At 62.5% G+C, this 16,855-nt stretch carries 13 protein-coding genes; 6 read left to right on the forward strand and 7 right to left on the reverse strand.

Translation table 11 applies throughout. The features are described 5' to 3' along the window. Positions 1-10 precede the first annotated feature (10 nt). Positions 11-718 (reverse strand): HAD family hydrolase, encoded by a 708-nt coding sequence (locus tag NKH54_RS19455; protein ID WP_352656050.1) that lies wholly within the window; start codon positions 716-718, stop codon positions 11-13. A 147-nt stretch (positions 719-865) separates the two neighbouring features. Here NKH54_RS19455 and NKH54_RS19460 point away from each other — a divergent pair, with 147 nt between their 5' ends. The 3 genes from NKH54_RS19460 (at position 866) to NKH54_RS19470 (ending at position 4,830) form a co-directional block, all read left to right on the forward strand. Beyond that, entirely contained in the window at positions 866-2,302 is a 1,437-nt protein-coding gene (locus tag NKH54_RS19460; RefSeq protein WP_353028757.1) for a glutamine synthetase family protein, read from the forward strand. A gap of 120 nt (positions 2,303-2,422) precedes the next feature. Beyond that, positions 2,423-3,709, forward strand: coding sequence for an NAD(P)/FAD-dependent oxidoreductase (locus NKH54_RS19465; protein ID WP_023669312.1), 1,287 nt, complete (start codon positions 2,423-2,425; stop codon positions 3,707-3,709). Positions 3,710-3,984: 275 nt separating this feature from the next. Further along, a complete protein-coding gene (locus NKH54_RS19470) occupies positions 3,985-4,830 on the forward strand; it encodes an SH3 domain-containing protein (RefSeq protein ID WP_353028758.1) in 846 nt (281 codons plus the stop codon). A gap of 21 nt (positions 4,831-4,851) precedes the next feature. Here NKH54_RS19470 and NKH54_RS19475 read toward each other — a convergent pair whose 3' ends face one another. The 3 genes from NKH54_RS19475 to NKH54_RS19485 all read right to left on the reverse strand — a co-directional run bounded on the left by NKH54_RS19475 (position 4,852) and on the right by NKH54_RS19485 (position 8,453). Continuing rightward, the gene (locus tag NKH54_RS19475) at positions 4,852-6,147 is read right to left on the reverse strand and encodes a Mur ligase family protein (protein ID WP_353028759.1); all 1,296 of its coding nucleotides are present in this window, start codon (positions 6,145-6,147) and stop codon (positions 4,852-4,854) included. Positions 6,148-6,231: 84 nt separating this feature from the next. Next, positions 6,232-7,527 carry a Mur ligase family protein gene (locus tag NKH54_RS19480; RefSeq protein ID WP_353028785.1) on the reverse strand — a complete coding sequence of 432 codons (1,296 nt, stop codon included), beginning with the start codon at positions 7,525-7,527 and terminating at the stop codon, positions 6,232-6,234. A gap of 179 nt (positions 7,528-7,706) precedes the next feature. Continuing rightward, positions 7,707-8,453: an SDR family oxidoreductase gene (locus NKH54_RS19485; RefSeq protein WP_027049416.1), complete on the reverse strand. Its 747-nt coding sequence runs from the start codon at positions 8,451-8,453 to the stop codon at positions 7,707-7,709. Between the two features lie 321 nt (positions 8,454-8,774). Between NKH54_RS19485 and zwf the strand changes: the two genes are divergently transcribed. The 3 genes from zwf to edd all read left to right on the forward strand — a co-directional run bounded on the left by zwf (position 8,775) and on the right by edd (position 12,830). Beyond that, the gene (gene zwf, locus NKH54_RS19490) at positions 8,775-10,244 is read left to right on the forward strand and encodes a glucose-6-phosphate dehydrogenase (protein ID WP_023681884.1); all 1,470 of its coding nucleotides are present in this window, start codon (positions 8,775-8,777) and stop codon (positions 10,242-10,244) included. Continuing rightward, positions 10,226-10,942 carry a 6-phosphogluconolactonase gene (gene pgl / locus NKH54_RS19495; RefSeq protein WP_352499478.1) on the forward strand — a complete coding sequence of 239 codons (717 nt, stop codon included), beginning with the start codon at positions 10,226-10,228 and terminating at the stop codon, positions 10,940-10,942. Before zwf ends, pgl begins: the two co-directional genes overlap by 19 nt. Before the next feature lie 64 nt (positions 10,943-11,006). Next, positions 11,007-12,830, forward strand: coding sequence for a phosphogluconate dehydratase (gene edd / locus NKH54_RS19500; protein ID WP_353028760.1), 1,824 nt, complete (start codon positions 11,007-11,009; stop codon positions 12,828-12,830). A gap of 77 nt (positions 12,831-12,907) precedes the next feature. On the opposite strand, the gene NKH54_RS19505 is transcribed toward edd, so the two are convergent. The 3 genes from NKH54_RS19505 to folD all read right to left on the reverse strand — a co-directional run bounded on the left by NKH54_RS19505 (position 12,908) and on the right by folD (position 16,643). Then, the gene (locus NKH54_RS19505; protein WP_023701818.1) at positions 12,908-14,578 is read right to left on the reverse strand and encodes a vWA domain-containing protein; all 1,671 of its coding nucleotides are present in this window, start codon (positions 14,576-14,578) and stop codon (positions 12,908-12,910) included. A gap of 149 nt (positions 14,579-14,727) precedes the next feature. Beyond that, positions 14,728-15,726 carry a GlxA family transcriptional regulator gene (locus NKH54_RS19510; protein WP_032888631.1) on the reverse strand — a complete coding sequence of 333 codons (999 nt, stop codon included), beginning with the start codon at positions 15,724-15,726 and terminating at the stop codon, positions 14,728-14,730. 17 nt (positions 15,727-15,743) lie between these two features. After that, on the reverse strand, positions 15,744-16,643 hold the full coding sequence (gene folD, locus NKH54_RS19515) for a bifunctional methylenetetrahydrofolate dehydrogenase/methenyltetrahydrofolate cyclohydrolase FolD (RefSeq protein ID WP_023681888.1): 900 nt from the start codon (positions 16,641-16,643) through the stop codon (positions 15,744-15,746). Positions 16,644-16,855: the final 212 nt, after the last annotated feature.

A 16,855-nucleotide genomic window follows, 5' to 3' on the forward strand; every position in this document is an offset into this window, starting at 1 on the left:
TGCGGGGCGGTCAGCCTTCCTTGCCGATGCTCTCGATCAAAGCCGGCAGTTCGCCAAGATCGACAAGCTGACGAAATCGCGGTGCCTCGACCGGCGGCTCGACGTGTTCGAGCACCCAGGTCAGCTCGTGCGGCACATACACACCCCAACTCCCGGCCTCGATGGCCGGCACCACGTCCGACTTGAGCGAATTGCCGACCATCATGCTGTCCTGCGGGCTGCCGTGGCGGCCAAAGATCCTGGCATAGGTGGCGGCGCTCTTGTCGCTGACGATCTCGACGGCATCGAACAGGTCGCCAAGGCCGGACGCCGCCAGCTTGCGCTCCTGGTCGAACAGATCGCCCTTGGTGATCAGCACCAGATGGTAGGCGCCGGCGAGCCTTTCCACGGTCTCACGCGCATGCGGCAAAGCCTCGACCGGATGTCCCAGCATGTCGCGGCCGGCGGCAAGGATTTCGGCAATGGTCGACCCCGGCACACGGCCCTCGGTCACTTCTATTGCCGTCTCGATCATCGACAAGGTAAAGCCCTTGATGCCGAAGCCGTAGACGGCAAGGTTGCGCTTCTCGGCCTCCAGCAGCCGTGCCGAAATGTGCTCGGCATCGCCATGGTCGGCGAGCAGGGTTGCAAAATGCTTCTCGGTCAGGCGGAAGAACTGTTCGTTCTGCCATAGGGTATCGTCGGCGTCGAAGCCGATCGTGGTCAATTTGCCTGGCATACGGTGTCTTCTGCTGCTCGATCTGCGGGAGGTTGACCCTAATCTGCGTGGCGCGATTTTCAACCAGGAAGGCGAAGACAGGCAGCTCCCCTTCCCTTCCATCACCGGCAACAGCTATACTGTGATAATTGCAACCCAAACTGGTGAATGATGCCGCCTGCGAAAAAGGAAGTCCGTCCGTCGACCCGCGGAGGACGCGTCCGAACGCCTGCCTTCGTGAAAAATCAACGCGGCGTGAAGAACTGGAAGGAAGTCAGCGCCTGGCTGGAATGGCGCGGCATCGAAGACATAGAATGCATCACGCCTGATCAGGCTGGCGTCGCGCGCGGCAAGATGATGCCGTCAAAGAAATTCACTTCCAACACCTCGCTGGCGCTGCCATCGGCAGTGTTCATGACGACGATTTCGGGCGGCTATCCCGAGGACGGCAACGGTTTCCACTATCCGGAGGATGATGGCGACCTGAAGCTGATGCCGGATCTGTCGACGTTGACCGTGGTGCCGTGGGAAGAAGACCCGACGGCCGCCGTCATCTGCGACCTCGTCCATCAGGATGGCCGTTCGGTCGAGTTCACGCCGCGCAACGTCCTGAAGCGCGTGGTAGCAGCCTATGACAAGCTCGGGCTGAAGCCGGTGGTGGCGCCCGAGATCGAATTCTACCTGGTGCGCAAGAACCCCGACCCGGATTACCCATTGACGCCACCAGTCGGGCGTTCCGGGCGGCCAATCGGCGGCGGAGCCGGCTATTCGATCGCCGGCGTCAACGAGTTCGACGAACTGATCGACGACATCTACCATTTCTCCGAAAGCCAGGGCCTGGAGATCGACACGCTGATCCACGAGGAAGGCGCCGGCCAGCTCGAGATCAATCTGCGTCACGGCGATCCGGTCGAGCTCGCCGATCAGGTGTTCATGTTCAAACGCACCATTCGCGAGGCAGCGCTGAAGCATGAGATCTATGCCACCTTCATGGCCAAGCCGATCCAGGGCCAGCCAGGTTCTGCCATGCACATCCACCAGTCGATCATCGACAAGAAGACCGGGCTGAATATCTTTTCGGCGAAGGACGGCTCGGAAACCGACGACTTCTTCCATTTCATCGGCGGCATGCAGAAGCATGTGCCGAACGCACTGGTGATGTTTGCTCCCTACGTCAATTCCTACCGCCGGCTGACGCAGTCGGCCTCGGCGCCGGTCAACAACAAATGGGGCTATGACAACCGCACCACGGCGTTCCGCGTGCCGCGCTCGGATCCGGCGGCGCGGCGTGTCGAAAACCGCATCCCGTCTTCCGACGCCAACCCCTATCTGGCGCTGGCGGCCTCACTTGCCTGCGGGCTGATCGGCATCACCAACAAGATCAAGGCCGAGCCTCCGGTGCTGACCACCGCAAACGCCGATGAGATCGACCTGCCGCGCGGCCTGCTCGAAGCCGTCGACCTGTTCGAGGGCGACGAGGAGCTGTGCGCCCTTTTGGGCAAGTCCTTTGCCGCAACCTATGCAGCGATCAAGCGGGCGGAGTTCGAGACCTTCATGGAAGTGATCAGCCCGTGGGAGCGGGAGTATCTGTTGCTCAACGTGTGAGCGGCGACTTCGTCGTGTGAATGGTGAATAGTGAATGGTGAGTAGTTTCATATTGGATGGATGAGCGCAGACGTCGTGCGTCTCGCAGCCATTCACCATTCACCATTGGCTGGTGTCCCCATGCCTTACCAATCACCTATCTCCCCCGGTCGCTCCTGGTACGAAGACACAGCCGGACCACGCCCTGAGTACCCTGCCCTGGACGGCGACCGCAGCTGCGACGTCGTCGTCGTCGGCGGTGGCTTCACCGGGCTGTCGGCGGCCGCTCATTTGGCGAAGGCGGGAGCCGACGTCGTTCTGATCGAGGCGCATCGCTTCGGCGACGGCGCTTCAGGGCGCAATGGCGGCCAGCTCGGCACGGGCCAGCGCGCCTGGGCCGAAGAGATGGAGGCCGAATACGGCTTCTCCCGCGCCAAGGCGCTGTTCGACCTTGCCGAGGAGGCGAAAGCGCACCTGCTCGAATTCGCCGCCGTTAACCAGATCGACATCGACTATATGCCCGGCCAGTTGTCCGTGGCGCACAAGCCGCGTTATCTCGACGACTACAAGGCGCATGCCGAGATCATGGCCGGCCGCTTCAATTATCCGCACATCGCCTTCATGGATGCCAGGGAAACGGCCGAACGGCTGGGCTCCACACGCTACTTCGGCGGCACCCGCGACACCGGCACCGGACACATCCACCCGATGAAGCTGGTGATCGGCACGGCAAAGGTCGCGGCAGCGGCCGGCGCGCACCTGTTCGAGCAGACACTATCGACCGGTGTTACCTCCAGCGGCGGCAAGGTCAGGGTGACGACTTCGAGAGGAACCATCACCGCCCAGAAATGCCTGATCGGTGTAAATGCCTATGGCGGCACGCTCGAGCCGGTGAGTGCCGCGCACATCATGCCCATCGGTTCCTTCATCGGCGCGACGGTGCCGCTGGGCGTTCATTCGAAAGTGCTGCCGGGCGGCGAGGCGGTCGACGATTCGCGTTTCGTCGTGCGTTATTTCCGCAAATCCAGGGATGGAAGGCTGCTGTTCGGCGGGCGCGAGGTCTATGGCGTCAACGATCCGAAGGACATCCATGTCCATATCCGCCGGCAGATAGCCGAGCTTTATCCGGAACTGAGCGATGTCGAGATCACCCATGGCTGGGGCGGCTATGTCGGCATCACCATGCCCAGGAAACCGTTCGTGCGCGAGGTGATGCCCAATGTGATCTCGGCCGGAGGCTATTCCGGCCACGGCGTGATGCTGTCGAACTTCTTCGGCAAGCTCTATGCCCAGACCGTCGCCGGCAACCGCGACAGACTGAAGCTGATCGAGGACCTGAACATCCCGGCTTTCCCCGGCGGCCGGCGATTTAGAACGCCATTATTGTTCTTGGCACTGAACTGGTTTGCCCTGAGGGACCGAATATAGGGAAAGTATCTCATATCAGCCGTGGCTGGTACTGAGCTGATTCTATTGAGCTGTTGGTTGCCGCAGCGAGACGTTGCAGAATCCTTAACAAGAGCGCACAATTCCCCTGAGGGCGCACTGATGCCACAATCAAGGGCAAAGGATGCCGGTTCTGGGCGATTGAACGGGGATTTCTGCGGGCCTGCCCGCTTTGTTGTTGGGACCGATGCCGATCGAATGCCGGGCTGCCGGCGCCGATCGAAAGAACACCGGCTCATCTTTTGGAGGTGGCAAGAGTGAACGAGCCCTTCAGTTTCGGCGCGCCGGAACGTCGGCGCTTCGCCATGCAATTCGGTTATGACATGCGGCCCTCCTTCTGGCAGGGGGTGCGCACGAATTCGCATCTGGTGATCGCCGCGGTCGGCACCGCAGCGCTGCTTGGTGTGGCGGGCATAGCGCTTTGGCTGGCATTGCCGGCCAACGACCGGCAAGCGATCGCCAGCACACAGCAGAACGTTCCGACTTTTCCGGTCAAGACGACCAAGATTGCCCCGGTCGCGGCGACGGCTACCGCGGTAGCGGCGCCACAAGCCGCGCGCAAGGGCGACGCGGTTTCATCGACGGTCGCTGTGGGTGGGGCTGCGATGCCGCCGCTGTCGGCCAACGATCCGCGCTGGACTGCGGCGCAATCCAACAGCGACCCTGCCGCGACGCCATCCGATCAGGTGCCTACCGAGCAGGCTGCCGCCAAACCGTCCGATGCCGCGGCATTCGAAGAACCGGCGGCCCAGGGCGACGCCACGACGCAGTTGTCAAAGGTCGCTGCTCCCGCCAATGACGACGACGCGGAAACCGCCGCCATACCGACGCCAAAACCGCAACTTCCAGACGAGCAATCTTCCGCCGCAACGAACGATACCCAGGCCAAGGCCAAGCCACAGAAGGTGGCTGCTGCCGCCGGCACCGGACGCATCCTCAGGACGGTGACAATGCGCAGCGGTCCGCAGAAAAACGCCGCCGCCATGGGGACCGTGCCCGCCAAGTCGTCGGTGCAGGTGGTAAGTTGCAAGAAATGGTGCCAGATCGTCTACAACGGCAAGCGCGGCTGGATCTACAAGAGCTACATCAAGACCGGGGCTTGAGACGCAAGCCGCCAGATCTGGTCAGCCGCCGAGCAACCACCTGAAACGGTGTCTCCTGCGAGCAAGTTTGCGCTTCGCCAGGAAATCCCGGTGTTCCTCGAACGGCACCTCATAGAGGCCGCACATTTGGCAGCTTTCCGACTTGCGGCATATCGGGACCCAGCATTTGACGTCGTGTGTCCAGGCGAGCGCGATCCTTTCCAGATGAAGGTTGGACGAACTTTTCAGCAGAATCAGTTCTCCTGGGACTGCCGTCCGTTTGATATGATCCGAAACTTCCTTGGCAGTGCGAAGCTCAATGAAATGGCCGCTGTCGCGGTCGGCCTGGCTGGCGCGCGAGCGATGCGCATTGTCGCCGGTATAAATGACCTCATCGGCGATTTCGCGCGCGATATTGTAGGCGGTGCCGTATTTCCTCGACGAGCCGGCGTAGTCGGATATCTGCCCCAGCACAATGCGCTTACGGGCGGCCTTGGCCTTTGCAATCATCTCCAGGGCAATGTTGAGCGAATGCCATGGCGCTTTGGCCGTATCGACTAGGAATTTCGGACCTGCTGGTACCTCTTGCACCGTAGAGCGGTTGGGGAGCGGTTCAAACGATGCCGTTCTCGCTATGACTTTCTCTGGCGGGACGCCAAGTTCCAAGGCGGTGGCCACAGCCGCTGCAGTCGGCAGCCAGAATTGCTCGCCGGGAAAAGGCGCTTGAATATTCAGGCTGCCACCGCGCGAATGAAGGGTGAACCGCAGCAATTCCGGATACGCGGCATACACATCACTCACGCGGTAGTCTGCCTTTTCGGATTGGCCAAAGGTCGCAACCCGGCACTTCGCGCCAGATGCCATACCGAGCACCAATGGGTCATCGCAATTGAGAACCGCAAGTCCATCGGATTGGACTGCCTGGACCAGCGCGCGCTTCTCTCCCGCCACAGCTTCCAGAGTCCTGAACTTGCCGACATGCTCCAGCCGGACCATCGTAACCACCGCCACGCTCGGCTTCAGCATCTGCGCCATGGCGCTGATCGTGCCGAAGTCGGAAGCGCCGGCTTCGAAAACGACGTAGTTGACTTTGCCAGCCCTTCTCAGCCGCTTGTAGAGCGTTCGAACGAGCGCGGGCATTGTGTTGGCCTGGGCCTGCAGATGCACCTTGCCTTGGGCGCCCAGTATGTGTGCAACCAGGCTTGTGGATGTGGATTTGCCGGAGCTGCCGGTAATGCCGATGAACGTCGCGTCGTTACGCGCTCGAACCCAGCGCGCCTGCAGCCGTCGCAGCGCCCACCCCAAATCCTTGCGATTTTTCGGGAATTCCAGTTTCACAACCCCGCCGATTCTTAGCCAGCCTATATGCGTCGTGCCAAGTTCCGGAGTCAAACAGGCGCTGGTGTGCTCGGGCCAAAACCTTTAGCGACCGAGAAGCCGCAGCAGTCTGTGCTTGCGGCGCTTCAATTTTCTCTGCGCCACAAACTCGCGGTGCTGCTCAAACGGCACTTCATAGAGGCCGCACTGCTCGCATCCCTCGGTTTTGCCGCATACCGAAACCCAGCACTTGACGTCGTGGGTCCAGGCAAGTGCGACACGCTCAAGGTGCAGATTGGACGAGCTCTTGAGCAGGATCAACTCGTCCGGCTGCGCGGTTTGGGCGATGTAGTCCGACACTTCCTTTGCCGTGCGCAGTTCGATGAAACGGCCGCTATCGCGATCGGCCTGGTTCGCTTTGGAGCGATGAGCGTGATCGCCGGCATAAATCACCTGATCTGCAATCTCGCGCGCGCTGCGGTAAGCTTGGGCATATCTGATATTCGAGCCGGAAAAATCCGATAGCTGGCCAAGAACGATGCGTTTTCGCCCGAACGTCGATCCGGCTACCATGTCGAAGGCAAGGCTCAGCGAATGCCAGGGCGCCTTTGCAGCATCAACGATGAAGTGGGGGCCGCGTGCGGGGACGAGCACCTGACCGCGATTTTCCACCGGCTGGAACGTCGCGATCCTGTCCTTTACCATCTGCGCAGGCACGCCCAGCTCAAGAGCGGTTGCCACCGCCGCTGAAGTCGGCAGCCAGAAATGCTCGCCGGGGAACGGCGTCTCGATGTCAAGCACACCGCCGCGCCAGTGGAGCGAAAATCGCAATGGCCTGGGATAGGCGGCCTCGATATCGCTGACGCGATAATCCGCCCGTTCCGATGTACCGAATGTGACGGAACGGCATTCGCTCGCCGAGGCCATGCCCATCACATGCGGGTCATCGGCATTGAGCATCGCGAAGCCGCCCGGCTCCAGCGCCGCGACCAGTGCACTCTTTTCACGCGCCACGTTTTCCAGGGTCTTGAAATTGGCGCGATGCTCCAGCCGGACCATTGTGACAACAGCCACATTAGGGCGAAGCAATTCGGCCATGGGCTTCATTGTGTCCGGGCCGAATGCAGCAGCCTCGAAGACGACGTAGTCGGTTTTGCCGCCCTTTCCCATTCGCCTGGATAGCGTCGAGACCAACAGTTTCATCGTGTTGGCTAGAACCTGTGTATGGACCGAACCATGACCGGCCAGGATGTGTCCAAGCAGGCTTCCCGCCGTGGTCTTGCCGGAGCTTCCGGTAATGCCGATGAAAATTGCCTTGCTTCGCGCCCGCGCACGCGTGGCCAGGTAAAGCCGCAGCCGCCATCCCAGATCATAGCGACTTTTCTGCTGCCTGATCTTCATCACCCGCCAACACTATCCACGATCCCGTTATGCCTTTCGGGTGATCGAGAAGTCAAACTGGGGTCCGGCGTGACGACGTCAATGTTCGTTCCTCGGCCGGCCGGCGCACCGATGCGAACTTTTGCCGACGTTGCTCTGTCTGCCATGCATTGCGAACAGCGAGGTACTTCCCGAATTGCTCAAATGCAGCGGCCGCCGTCGACCTCCAGCGCCACACCGGTGATGAAGGCGGCTTCGTCCGACGCAAGCCAAAGCGCAGCGTTGGCGATATCGAGCGGCGTCGACAGACGGCCGAGCGGTATCGAGGCACGGAATTTCTCGCGGATCTCCGGCGTGTCGGTGCCCATGAATTTCTCCAGCATGCCGGTCTCGCCGGCGACCGGGCAAAGGCAGTTCACGCGGATGTTCTTGGGCGCGAGTTCGACCGCCATCGACTTGGTCGCGGTGATCGCCCAGCCCTTCGAGGCATTGTACCAGGTGAGCCCCGGACGCGGCCGCAGACCGGCGGTCGAAGCCGTGGTCAGGATGACGCCGCCGCCCTGCCGCTCCATGATCGGCACCACGGCAAGTGCGGCGTGGTAGATCGCCTTCATGTTGACTGAAGTGATCAGGTCGAAGGTCGCCTCGTCGACGTCGAGCATGTCGCCATTGCGATGGGTGTAGCCGGCATTGTTGACCATGATATCGATGCGGCCGAAGGCGCTTTTTGCGGCATAGACCATCTCGTCGAATTCGGAACGCTGCGAAACGTCGGTCTGGGTCCAGATCGCGGCCTGGCCGATCTCTGCTGCAACGCGCTCCGCGCCCTTGGCGTTGAGGTCGGCGACGACGACCTTGGCGCCCTCTTCGGCAAAGCGCCTGGCCATGCCTTCGCCGAAACCTGACGCAGCACCCGTGATGACGGCAACCTTGTTTTCCAGACGCATGCTTTTTCCGCTCATTGAAGACCACCTCGCAAGCGCATTTTTCCTTTTTGTTTGATGCGTGCCTGTCTCCCAGAACCGCTTCGCACTTCTGGATGACACGCATTAGCTTTCGTCACATTCCCGCTTTATGTTGCAGGCGCGAAAGCCCCGGGACCATCGCTTGACGAAAAGCCTCCGGGTGGCAGCCAGTGTCAAGGCACATTTGGAGCGAATCAATATGCAGTGATTTGGCCTCGATGTGACACCATGGCACTGGATAATCTAAATCGATTAGATTATATCCAGCCGCGTCACAGCGAGCGGCGTCAAAGCGGACACACCATGACCAGCCAGATCATTCCCGTCGATCCTTTCGACTTCATCATTTTCGGCGGCACCGGCGACCTGTCGGAACGCAAGCTGCTCCCCTCGCTCTACCACCGCCAGCGCGACCATCAGTTTTCCGAGCCGACCCGCATCATCGGCACCTCGCGCTCCAAGATGAGCGACGAGGAATTCCAGGCTTTCGCCAAGCAGGCGATTTCCCAGCATGTGAAGCCGGCCGACATCGACGCCGAGGAACTCAAGACATTTCTTGCCCGGCTGTCCTACGTATCGGCCGACGCGACGACCGGTGCCGGCTTCGACAAGCTGAAAAAGGCGATCGGCGAAAGCGACCGCATCCGCGCTTTCTATCTGGCGGTGGCGCCGGCGCTGTTCGGCGACATCTCGCACCAGCTGAAAGCCCACAATCTCATCACGCCGAATTCACGCATCGTGCTGGAGAAGCCGATCGGCCGCGACCTCGATTCGGCGCGCAAGCTCAACGACGTGGTTGGAGACGACTTCCACGAAAGCCAGATCTTCCGCATCGACCACTATCTCGGAAAGGAGACGGTGCAGAACCTGATGGCGTTGCGCTTTGCCAACGCGCTCTATGAGCCGCTTTGGAATTCTGCCCATATCGACCATGTGCAGATCACGGTGGCCGAGACCGTCGGTCTTGAAGACCGCGTCACCTACTACGACAAGGCCGGCGCGCTGCGCGACATGGTGCAGAACCACATGCTGCAGCTGCTCTGCCTGGTTGCCATGGAGGCGCCATCGTCGATGGATGCCGATGCCGTGCGCGACGAGAAGCTGAAGGTGCTGCGGGCGCTGAAGCGCATCAACGGCAATGAGGCACCCAAGCACACCGTGCGCGGGCAGTACCGCGCCGGCGCCTCTGCAGGCGGCGCGGTGAAAGGCTATGTCGAGGAACTCGGCAAAGACAGCTCCACCGAGACTTTCGTCGCCATCAAGGCCGAGATCGGCAATTGGCGCTGGGCCGGCGTGCCGTTCTATCTCCGGACCGGCAAAAGGCTGGCGACCCGCGTTTCGGAAATCGTCATCGAGTTCAAGCCGATCCCGCATTCGATCTTCGGCGACAGCGCCGGGCCGATCTCAGCCAACCAACTGGTGATCCGGCTGCAGCCCGACGAAGGCGTCAAGCAGTTCATCATGATCAAGGATCCAGGCCCGGGCGGCATGCGGCTGCGCCAGATCCCGCTCGACATGAGCTTTGCAACATCTTTCGACGGTCGCGCGCCGGACGCCTATGAACGGCTGATCATGGATGTTATCCGCGGCAACCAGACGCTGTTCATGCGCCGCGACGAAGTCGAGGCGGCATGGAAGTGGATCGACCCGATCCAGAACGCCTGGGAAAGCGCCAGGCAGGAGGCGCAAGGCTATACGGCCGGCACATGGGGTCCCTCGGCCTCGATTGCGCTGATCGAACGCGACGGGCGGACATGGCACGAAAGCAATTGAGCGAGCCCGTCTATAACTGGAACGGCTTTGCCGGGCGCCAGGATCTGGCGGCAGCCCTTGCCGGCAATGTCGCGGCGCGCCTGACCAAGGCCATCGACGAGCGCGGCACGGCCCTGCTTGCCGTTTCCGGCGGCACCACGCCGGCAAAGTTCTTTGCAGCACTTTCGGCCATTCCGATCGCCTGGAACAAGGTGACGGTGACGCTGGTCGACGAACGGTTCGTGCCGGCCTCCTCGCCGCGCTCGAATGCGGGGCTGGTCGCGGCCAACCTGCTGCAGAACAAGGCGGCTGCCGCGCACTTCGTGCCGCTCTACCATGAGGCGGCAAGCATCGAGACCGCCGCGGCGGCCGACGATGCGGCGCTGAAGGCTCTGCCCTGGCCCCTCGATGTCGTCGTGCTCGGCATGGGCGGCGACGGCCACACCGCCTCGTTCTTTCCCGACGCCGAGAATCTCGGCGATTTGCTCGACCCGGCCTCATCAAGGATCGTGCTGCCGGTTCACGCGGCAAGCGCCGGCGAACCCCGGTTGACGCTGCCGCTGGCGCGGATCGTCGACGCCGGCTTCATCGCGCTGCATATAGAAGGCGAGGACAAGCGCACCGCCTTCGACGGTGCGATGGGACCGGGTGCGAAAAAGCCCATCCGCAAAGTGCTCGAAGCGGCACCCATCCCGGTAGAGGTGTTCTGGGCACCCTGATTTCACGCAAAGCAGTCTCGGCAGACGGTGGAGGACGTTCTTCCGGGGCTCGAAAGGACCGACCATGACAGCCAGACGCGACATCGAAGCCATCACGGAACGCATCCGCCAACGCTCGAAAGCCGGCCGCGAGCGCTATCTCGGCCGCATCGCCGAGGCCTCCAGCCGCGCCGCCAACCGGGGGGTTCTGTCTTGCGGCAACCTCGCGCATGGCTTTGCCGTCTGCAGCCCGTCTGAAAAGCTGGCGCTCGGCGCCGACAAGGTGCCGAACCTCGGCATCATTACCTCCTACAATGACATGCTGTCGGCGCATCAGCCCTTCGAAACCTTCCCGGCGCTGATCAAGGAAGCCGCGAAGGAAGTTGGCGGCATCGCGCAAGTGGCCGGCGGCGTGCCCGCCATGTGCGACGGCGTGACCCAGGGACAGCCCGGCATGGAGCTGTCGCTGTTTTCGCGCGACGTGATCGCCATGTCGGCGGCGATCGGCCTGTCGCACAACATGTTCGACGCCGCCGTCTATCTCGGCGTCTGCGACAAGATCGTGCCGGGGCTGGTGATTGCAGCCCTCACCTTTGGCCATCTGCCGGCGGTGTTCGTGCCGGCAGGGCCGATGACGACGGGCCTCCCCAATGACGAGAAGGCCAAGGTCCGCCAGCTCTATGCCGAGGGCAAGGCCGGACGCGCAGAACTGCTCGAAGCGGAGTCCAAATCCTATCACGGGCCGGGCACCTGCACGTTCTATGGCACCGCCAATTCCAACCAGATGCTGATGGAGATCATGGGCCTGCATACGCCCGGCGCGTCCTTCGTCAATCCAGGCACGCCGCTGCGCGACGCGCTGACGCGCGAGGCGACCAGGCGAGCCCTGGCGATCACCGCGCTCGGCAACGCCTACACGCCGGTCGGCCGCATGATCGACGAGCGCTCTTTCGTCAATGGCGTCGTCGGCCTGCACGCCACCGGCGGCTCTACCAACCACACCATCCATCTCATCGCCATGGCCGCGGCGGCCGGCATCACGCTTACCTGGCAGGACATTTCCGACCTGTCGGAAGCGGTGCCGCTTCTCGCGCGCGTCTATCCGAACGGGCTTGCCGACGTGAACCATTTCCATGCCGCCGGCGGGCTCGGCTTCCTGATCCGCGAATTGCTCGACGAAGGCATCCTGCATGAGGATGTGCAGACGGTATGGGGCGAAGGCCTGAGGCCCTATGCGGTCGAGGCCCGGCTCGGCGAAGATGGCGGCGTCGTGCGTGAAGCCTCGCCGCTGCAGAGCGGCGACGAGAAGGTGCTGGCGCCGTTCAAGAAAGCCTTCCAGCCGACCGGCGGCCTGAAGGTGCTCGCCGGCAATCTCGGCCACGCCGTCATCAAGACGTCCGCCGTGAAGCCGGAACGCCGCGTCATCGAGGCGCCGGCCAAGGTGTTCGACAGCCAGCAGGGACTGAACGAAGCCTTCAAGGCCGGCACGCTGACCGGCGACTTCATCGCCGTCATCCGCTTCCAGGGCCCGAAGGCAAACGGCATGCCGGAACTGCACAAGCTGACCACCGTGCTCGGCATCCTGCAGGATCGTGGCCAGCGCGTCGCGCTGGTCACGGACGGGCGCATGTCTGGCGCTTCCGGCAAGGTGCCGGCGGCGATCCATGTAACTCCGGAAGCGGTCGAGGAAGGGCCGATCGCCAGGATCCATGACGGCGACATCATCCGGCTCGACGCCGATGCCGGCACGCTGGAAGTGCTGGTGCCGGGGCCCGAGCTCGCGCTGCGCCGCACGGCCGACATCGATCTCATCGGCAACGAGTTCGGTTTCGGCCGCGAGCTGTTCGCTGGTTTCCGCCAGTTGGTCGGCCGCGCCGACCACGGCGCCAGTGCTTTCGGCACGGCCTGAGGCATCATTGCCTATTTTGTAAAAAAGGCGGCTCGAGCTCGGTTTGAGGCCGCCCTTTGGTGAGGGATGGATGGCGATTACGGCTGAACCGTAATCTCGCTCCGTTCGCCGGCCTTGACCGTCACCGGCATTTCCTTGTCATGGCCTTGATCGGACATGTGGCGGAGGACGACATAGTCGCCGGCCGGGATAGTCTGCTGCCAGGTGTCGCCATAGTTCAGGCCGAGCGCCTTGCGGTTGCCCTGGATATCCTTCTTCGACGACAGCACCTCGATCGAATAGGCGCCCGGCGCCGACATCACCAGCACGCCGGCATCGAGCGTCACCTTGACGTCCTTGACGTCGCCAACCTTGACGCTGAAAGGCTGCTCGACGGTTGCGAGCTCAAGCGAGGTGACCGCGACATAGTCGTCCGGCGGCAGCCAGAATTTGCTGTCGGGCCCATAGGAGTGGGCGACATCGTCACGCGAGCCGTCGATCTTTTTCTTGGCCTTGACGATCTGGACGCTGATGTCCGAGGAGTCGGCCTTGTCGCCACCTGCAGTGTAGTAGGCGTTGACGGCGGCATGGCCGACGCCGACGACTATGTCTTTTTCCACAGTCTGCCCGGCGGCGAGCTGGATGTTCTCGGTCACCGAGCCGCTGCCGATCGCAACCGTCACCTTCTGCTCACCAGCCGGCACGATGATCCTGGTGTCGCCATAGTGGGTGGTGCTGCCGCCCGGGAAGGCGAAGTCGACATGGGCTTCGTCACTGATCTCGGCGCCCTGGCTTGGCTTCGGATGGATGAGCATGGTGCCGGCGTTCAAGGTGAAGAGCGGCTTGTAGACCTGGCCCGCCTCGATCTTGACCTTCTGTTCCGCCCGAGCTTCGTCGGCGCGCGCGACGACGACATAGTCGCCCGGCTCGAGATTGGCCTCGTAGTTGTTGTACTGGGTGGTGACGGCCTCGCCGTGCGTGCCATCGGCCTTGGCCTTGTAGACCTCCCAGGCATTGCCGTCGGTGATCGGATCGCCGCCTTCGGCCATGACCATGCTCGGGATGAAATTGAATTCGGGCTTTGCCGGTTCAGGGGCTGGAGCTGGAGCTGGGGCTGGCGCCGGTGCGGGTTCAGGTGCCGGAGCCGGCGCGGCGACGGTTTCGACCAGTGCTTCCTGCAGCGCCTTCTCGTCCGAGGCCTGGATATATTTGCCGCCGGTGTTGTCGGCAAGGCAGGCGATCTGCTTGCCCTCGTCAGCGGTCAGGCCGAAGCCGACGACGTCGACGGTGAAATCGACGCCTGAGGCCTCCAGTTCCTTGCCCAGCGCGCACGGGTCACCTTCGCAGGTTTCAAGCCCATCGGTGATGAGGACCACGGTCGCCTTGTCCTCGGTGTATTTCAGGGCTTCGGCCGCCTGCTTGACGGCTGCGGTCAGCGGCGTCTTGCCGAGGAATTTCAGGCTGTCGGCAGCGGCCGAAATGGCGCTAGCCGAGCCGGCTTGCGGCGGCACGATCAGTTCGATGTCGTCGCAGCTGCCCTTTTCGCGGTGGCCATAGGCCATGAAGCCTATCTCGTCGTCGCCCGGGACCGACTGCAGCACGGTCCTCAGCGATTCGCGCGCGATCTCAAGCTTCGGCTTGCCGTCGATCTGGGCCCACATCGAGCCCGAAGCGTCAAGAATGATGATGACCTTGTTGGCGGCAAAGCCGAGCGAAGTCATCGACAAAAGGAGCAGCGCCGCAGCGACGCTCCGCAAAAGTCCCGCCATGGAAATCTCCTTGAGACCGCCCTCTGATCCGCGCCGGAAGCTATTTGACGGCGCGTCCGGGCACAAGCCCCGGAGCGGGTCACGAACGGTTGCCGTGTAACAGGATCCGCGCCGGCCGAGGCCTGTTCCGAGGCCGGCTCAGCACCGCGTCAGTACGTGGTGCGCCGCTCTTCGGAAGGCGGACGGCCGAACTGCAGCCGATAGCTCTGCGCGAAATAGGAGTGCGAGGTAAAGCCGGTGGCAATGGCCACGTCGAGGATCGGCATGTTGGTCTGGCGCAGCAGTTCGCGCGCCCGCTCAAGCCTGAGCCGCATGTAGTAACGACCGGGCGTGACGCTCAAATGGCGCAGGAACAAGCGCTCGACCTGGCGCACCGACAGGCCCGCCGATTTAGCAAGCTGCACGGCTGATAGCGGCTCGTCGAGATGGTCGGCCATCAGTTCGACGATGCGCCTTAGCTTCTCCGACTTGCCGGTCAGGTCGCGCTCCGGCCCGACGCGCTGGCGGTCGCCGGCGGAGCGGATGCGCTCATGCTGGAACTGGTTGGCAACGCCGTTGGCGAGGTTCGAGCCGAAGTCGCCACGCACGATCTCCAGCATCAGGTCGATCGAGGTGGTGCCGCCGGCGCAGGTGTAGCGCTTGCGGTCGATCTCGAAGACGTTGCCGGTGCAATTGATGTCGGGAAAACGCTCGACGAAGCCGGCGCGGTTTTCCCAATGGATGGTGCAGCGATAACCTTCGAGCTGACCGGCTTCGGCCAGGAGGTAAGAGCCCACCGACAGCGCGCCGAGCGCATTGCCGCGCCGGCCCCAGCTGCGCAGCGCCGCCAGCACCTTGCTCTTGCCGGGGAACTCGACCGACAGGCCCACCGACACGAACAGGATATCGACCGGCGGCAAATCGGCGACGGCATAGTCGATCTTGAGCGGCAGGCCATTGGAGGCCATGACGGGATCGCCGTCGGCCGAGACCGTGGTCCAACCATAGAAATCGCGGCCGAGCAGGCGGTTGGCCGAGCGGAAGGTATCGATCGCCGCTGCCAACGAAAACATCGAAAACTTGTCGACCAGCAGGAACGCGAATTGCCGGCCCCCTTGAACGGGATCATCCACGACCGGCCGTTCAGAGGGTATAGTAAGGTTCGGCAAAGAAGCTGCTTTCTGGGTCAGAAGGAAGGCCGCTTCAAGCCGGCCGCAAGGTAGGCTGAGGCTAACGTATTGGCCATCAGCATGGCAATGGTCATCGGTCCGACACCGCCGGGCACGGGGGTGATGGCGCCGGCGGCCTTGGCCGCTTCGGCATAGGCTACATCGCCCACGAGGCGGGTTTTGCCTTCGCCCTTCTCGGGTGCGGCAATGCGGTTGATCCCGACATCGATCACGGTGGCGCCCGGCTTGACCCAGTCGCCCTTGATCATTTCGGGCCGGCCGACGGCGGCAATCAGAATGTCGGCTGTGCGGGCCAGCGCCGGCAGATCCTTGGTGCGGCTGTGGGCGATGGTGACGGTGCAGTTGGCGGCAAGCAACAGATTTGCCATCGGCTTGCCGACGATGTTGGAGCGGCCGACGACGACCGCGTTGAGGCCGGAAAGATCCTTGCCGCGCACGCGTTCGATCAAAAGCATGGAGCCGGCCGGCGTGCAGGGCACGAAGGCTGTTTCGAGTTCGCCGGTGCCGAGCTTGCCGACATTGATGAAATGAAAGCCGTCTACATCCTTTTGCGGTGCGATGGCCTGGATGATCTTGCCGGCATCGATATGGGCGGGAAGCGGCAGCTGCACCAGAATGCCGTTGATGGCCGGATCGGCGTTGAGTTCGCCGATGATCTTCAGCAGTGCCGCTTCGGACGTGTCGGCCGGCAGCGTGTGCTGCAGCGAATGAAAGCCGCATTCCTTGGCGGTGCGCGACTTCGACGCGACATAGACCTGGCTTGCCGGATCCTCGCCGACGATGACCACCGCTAAGCCGGGCTGGGCCTTTCCCTTGGCGACCAGGTCCTCGGTCAAGGCCTTGACCTTCTGAACCACGTCTGCGGCGACGATCTTTCCGTCAATCACTTCGGCCATGAACCATCCTCGACATCATTCCAGCCAAGGCGCGGCGCGCGCCTTGAACGTTGCTTCGTGCATGTCGTTGTTCCAAACGTTCCGCCCATTCGGGTAAAGCCCGACGGCAGCGCTTTTTGGGCGCCATGCTGCGCGGCATTGTCACGAAATTTGGCCTAAGCAATCCCGTCAAAGCGCCGTCACATGCCGTAAACTCGAAACCGGCAGCTTTT

The sequence above is a fragment of the Mesorhizobium sp. M1004 genome (assembly GCF_040318795.1).
GTDB lineage: Bacteria > Pseudomonadota > Alphaproteobacteria > Rhizobiales > Rhizobiaceae > Mesorhizobium.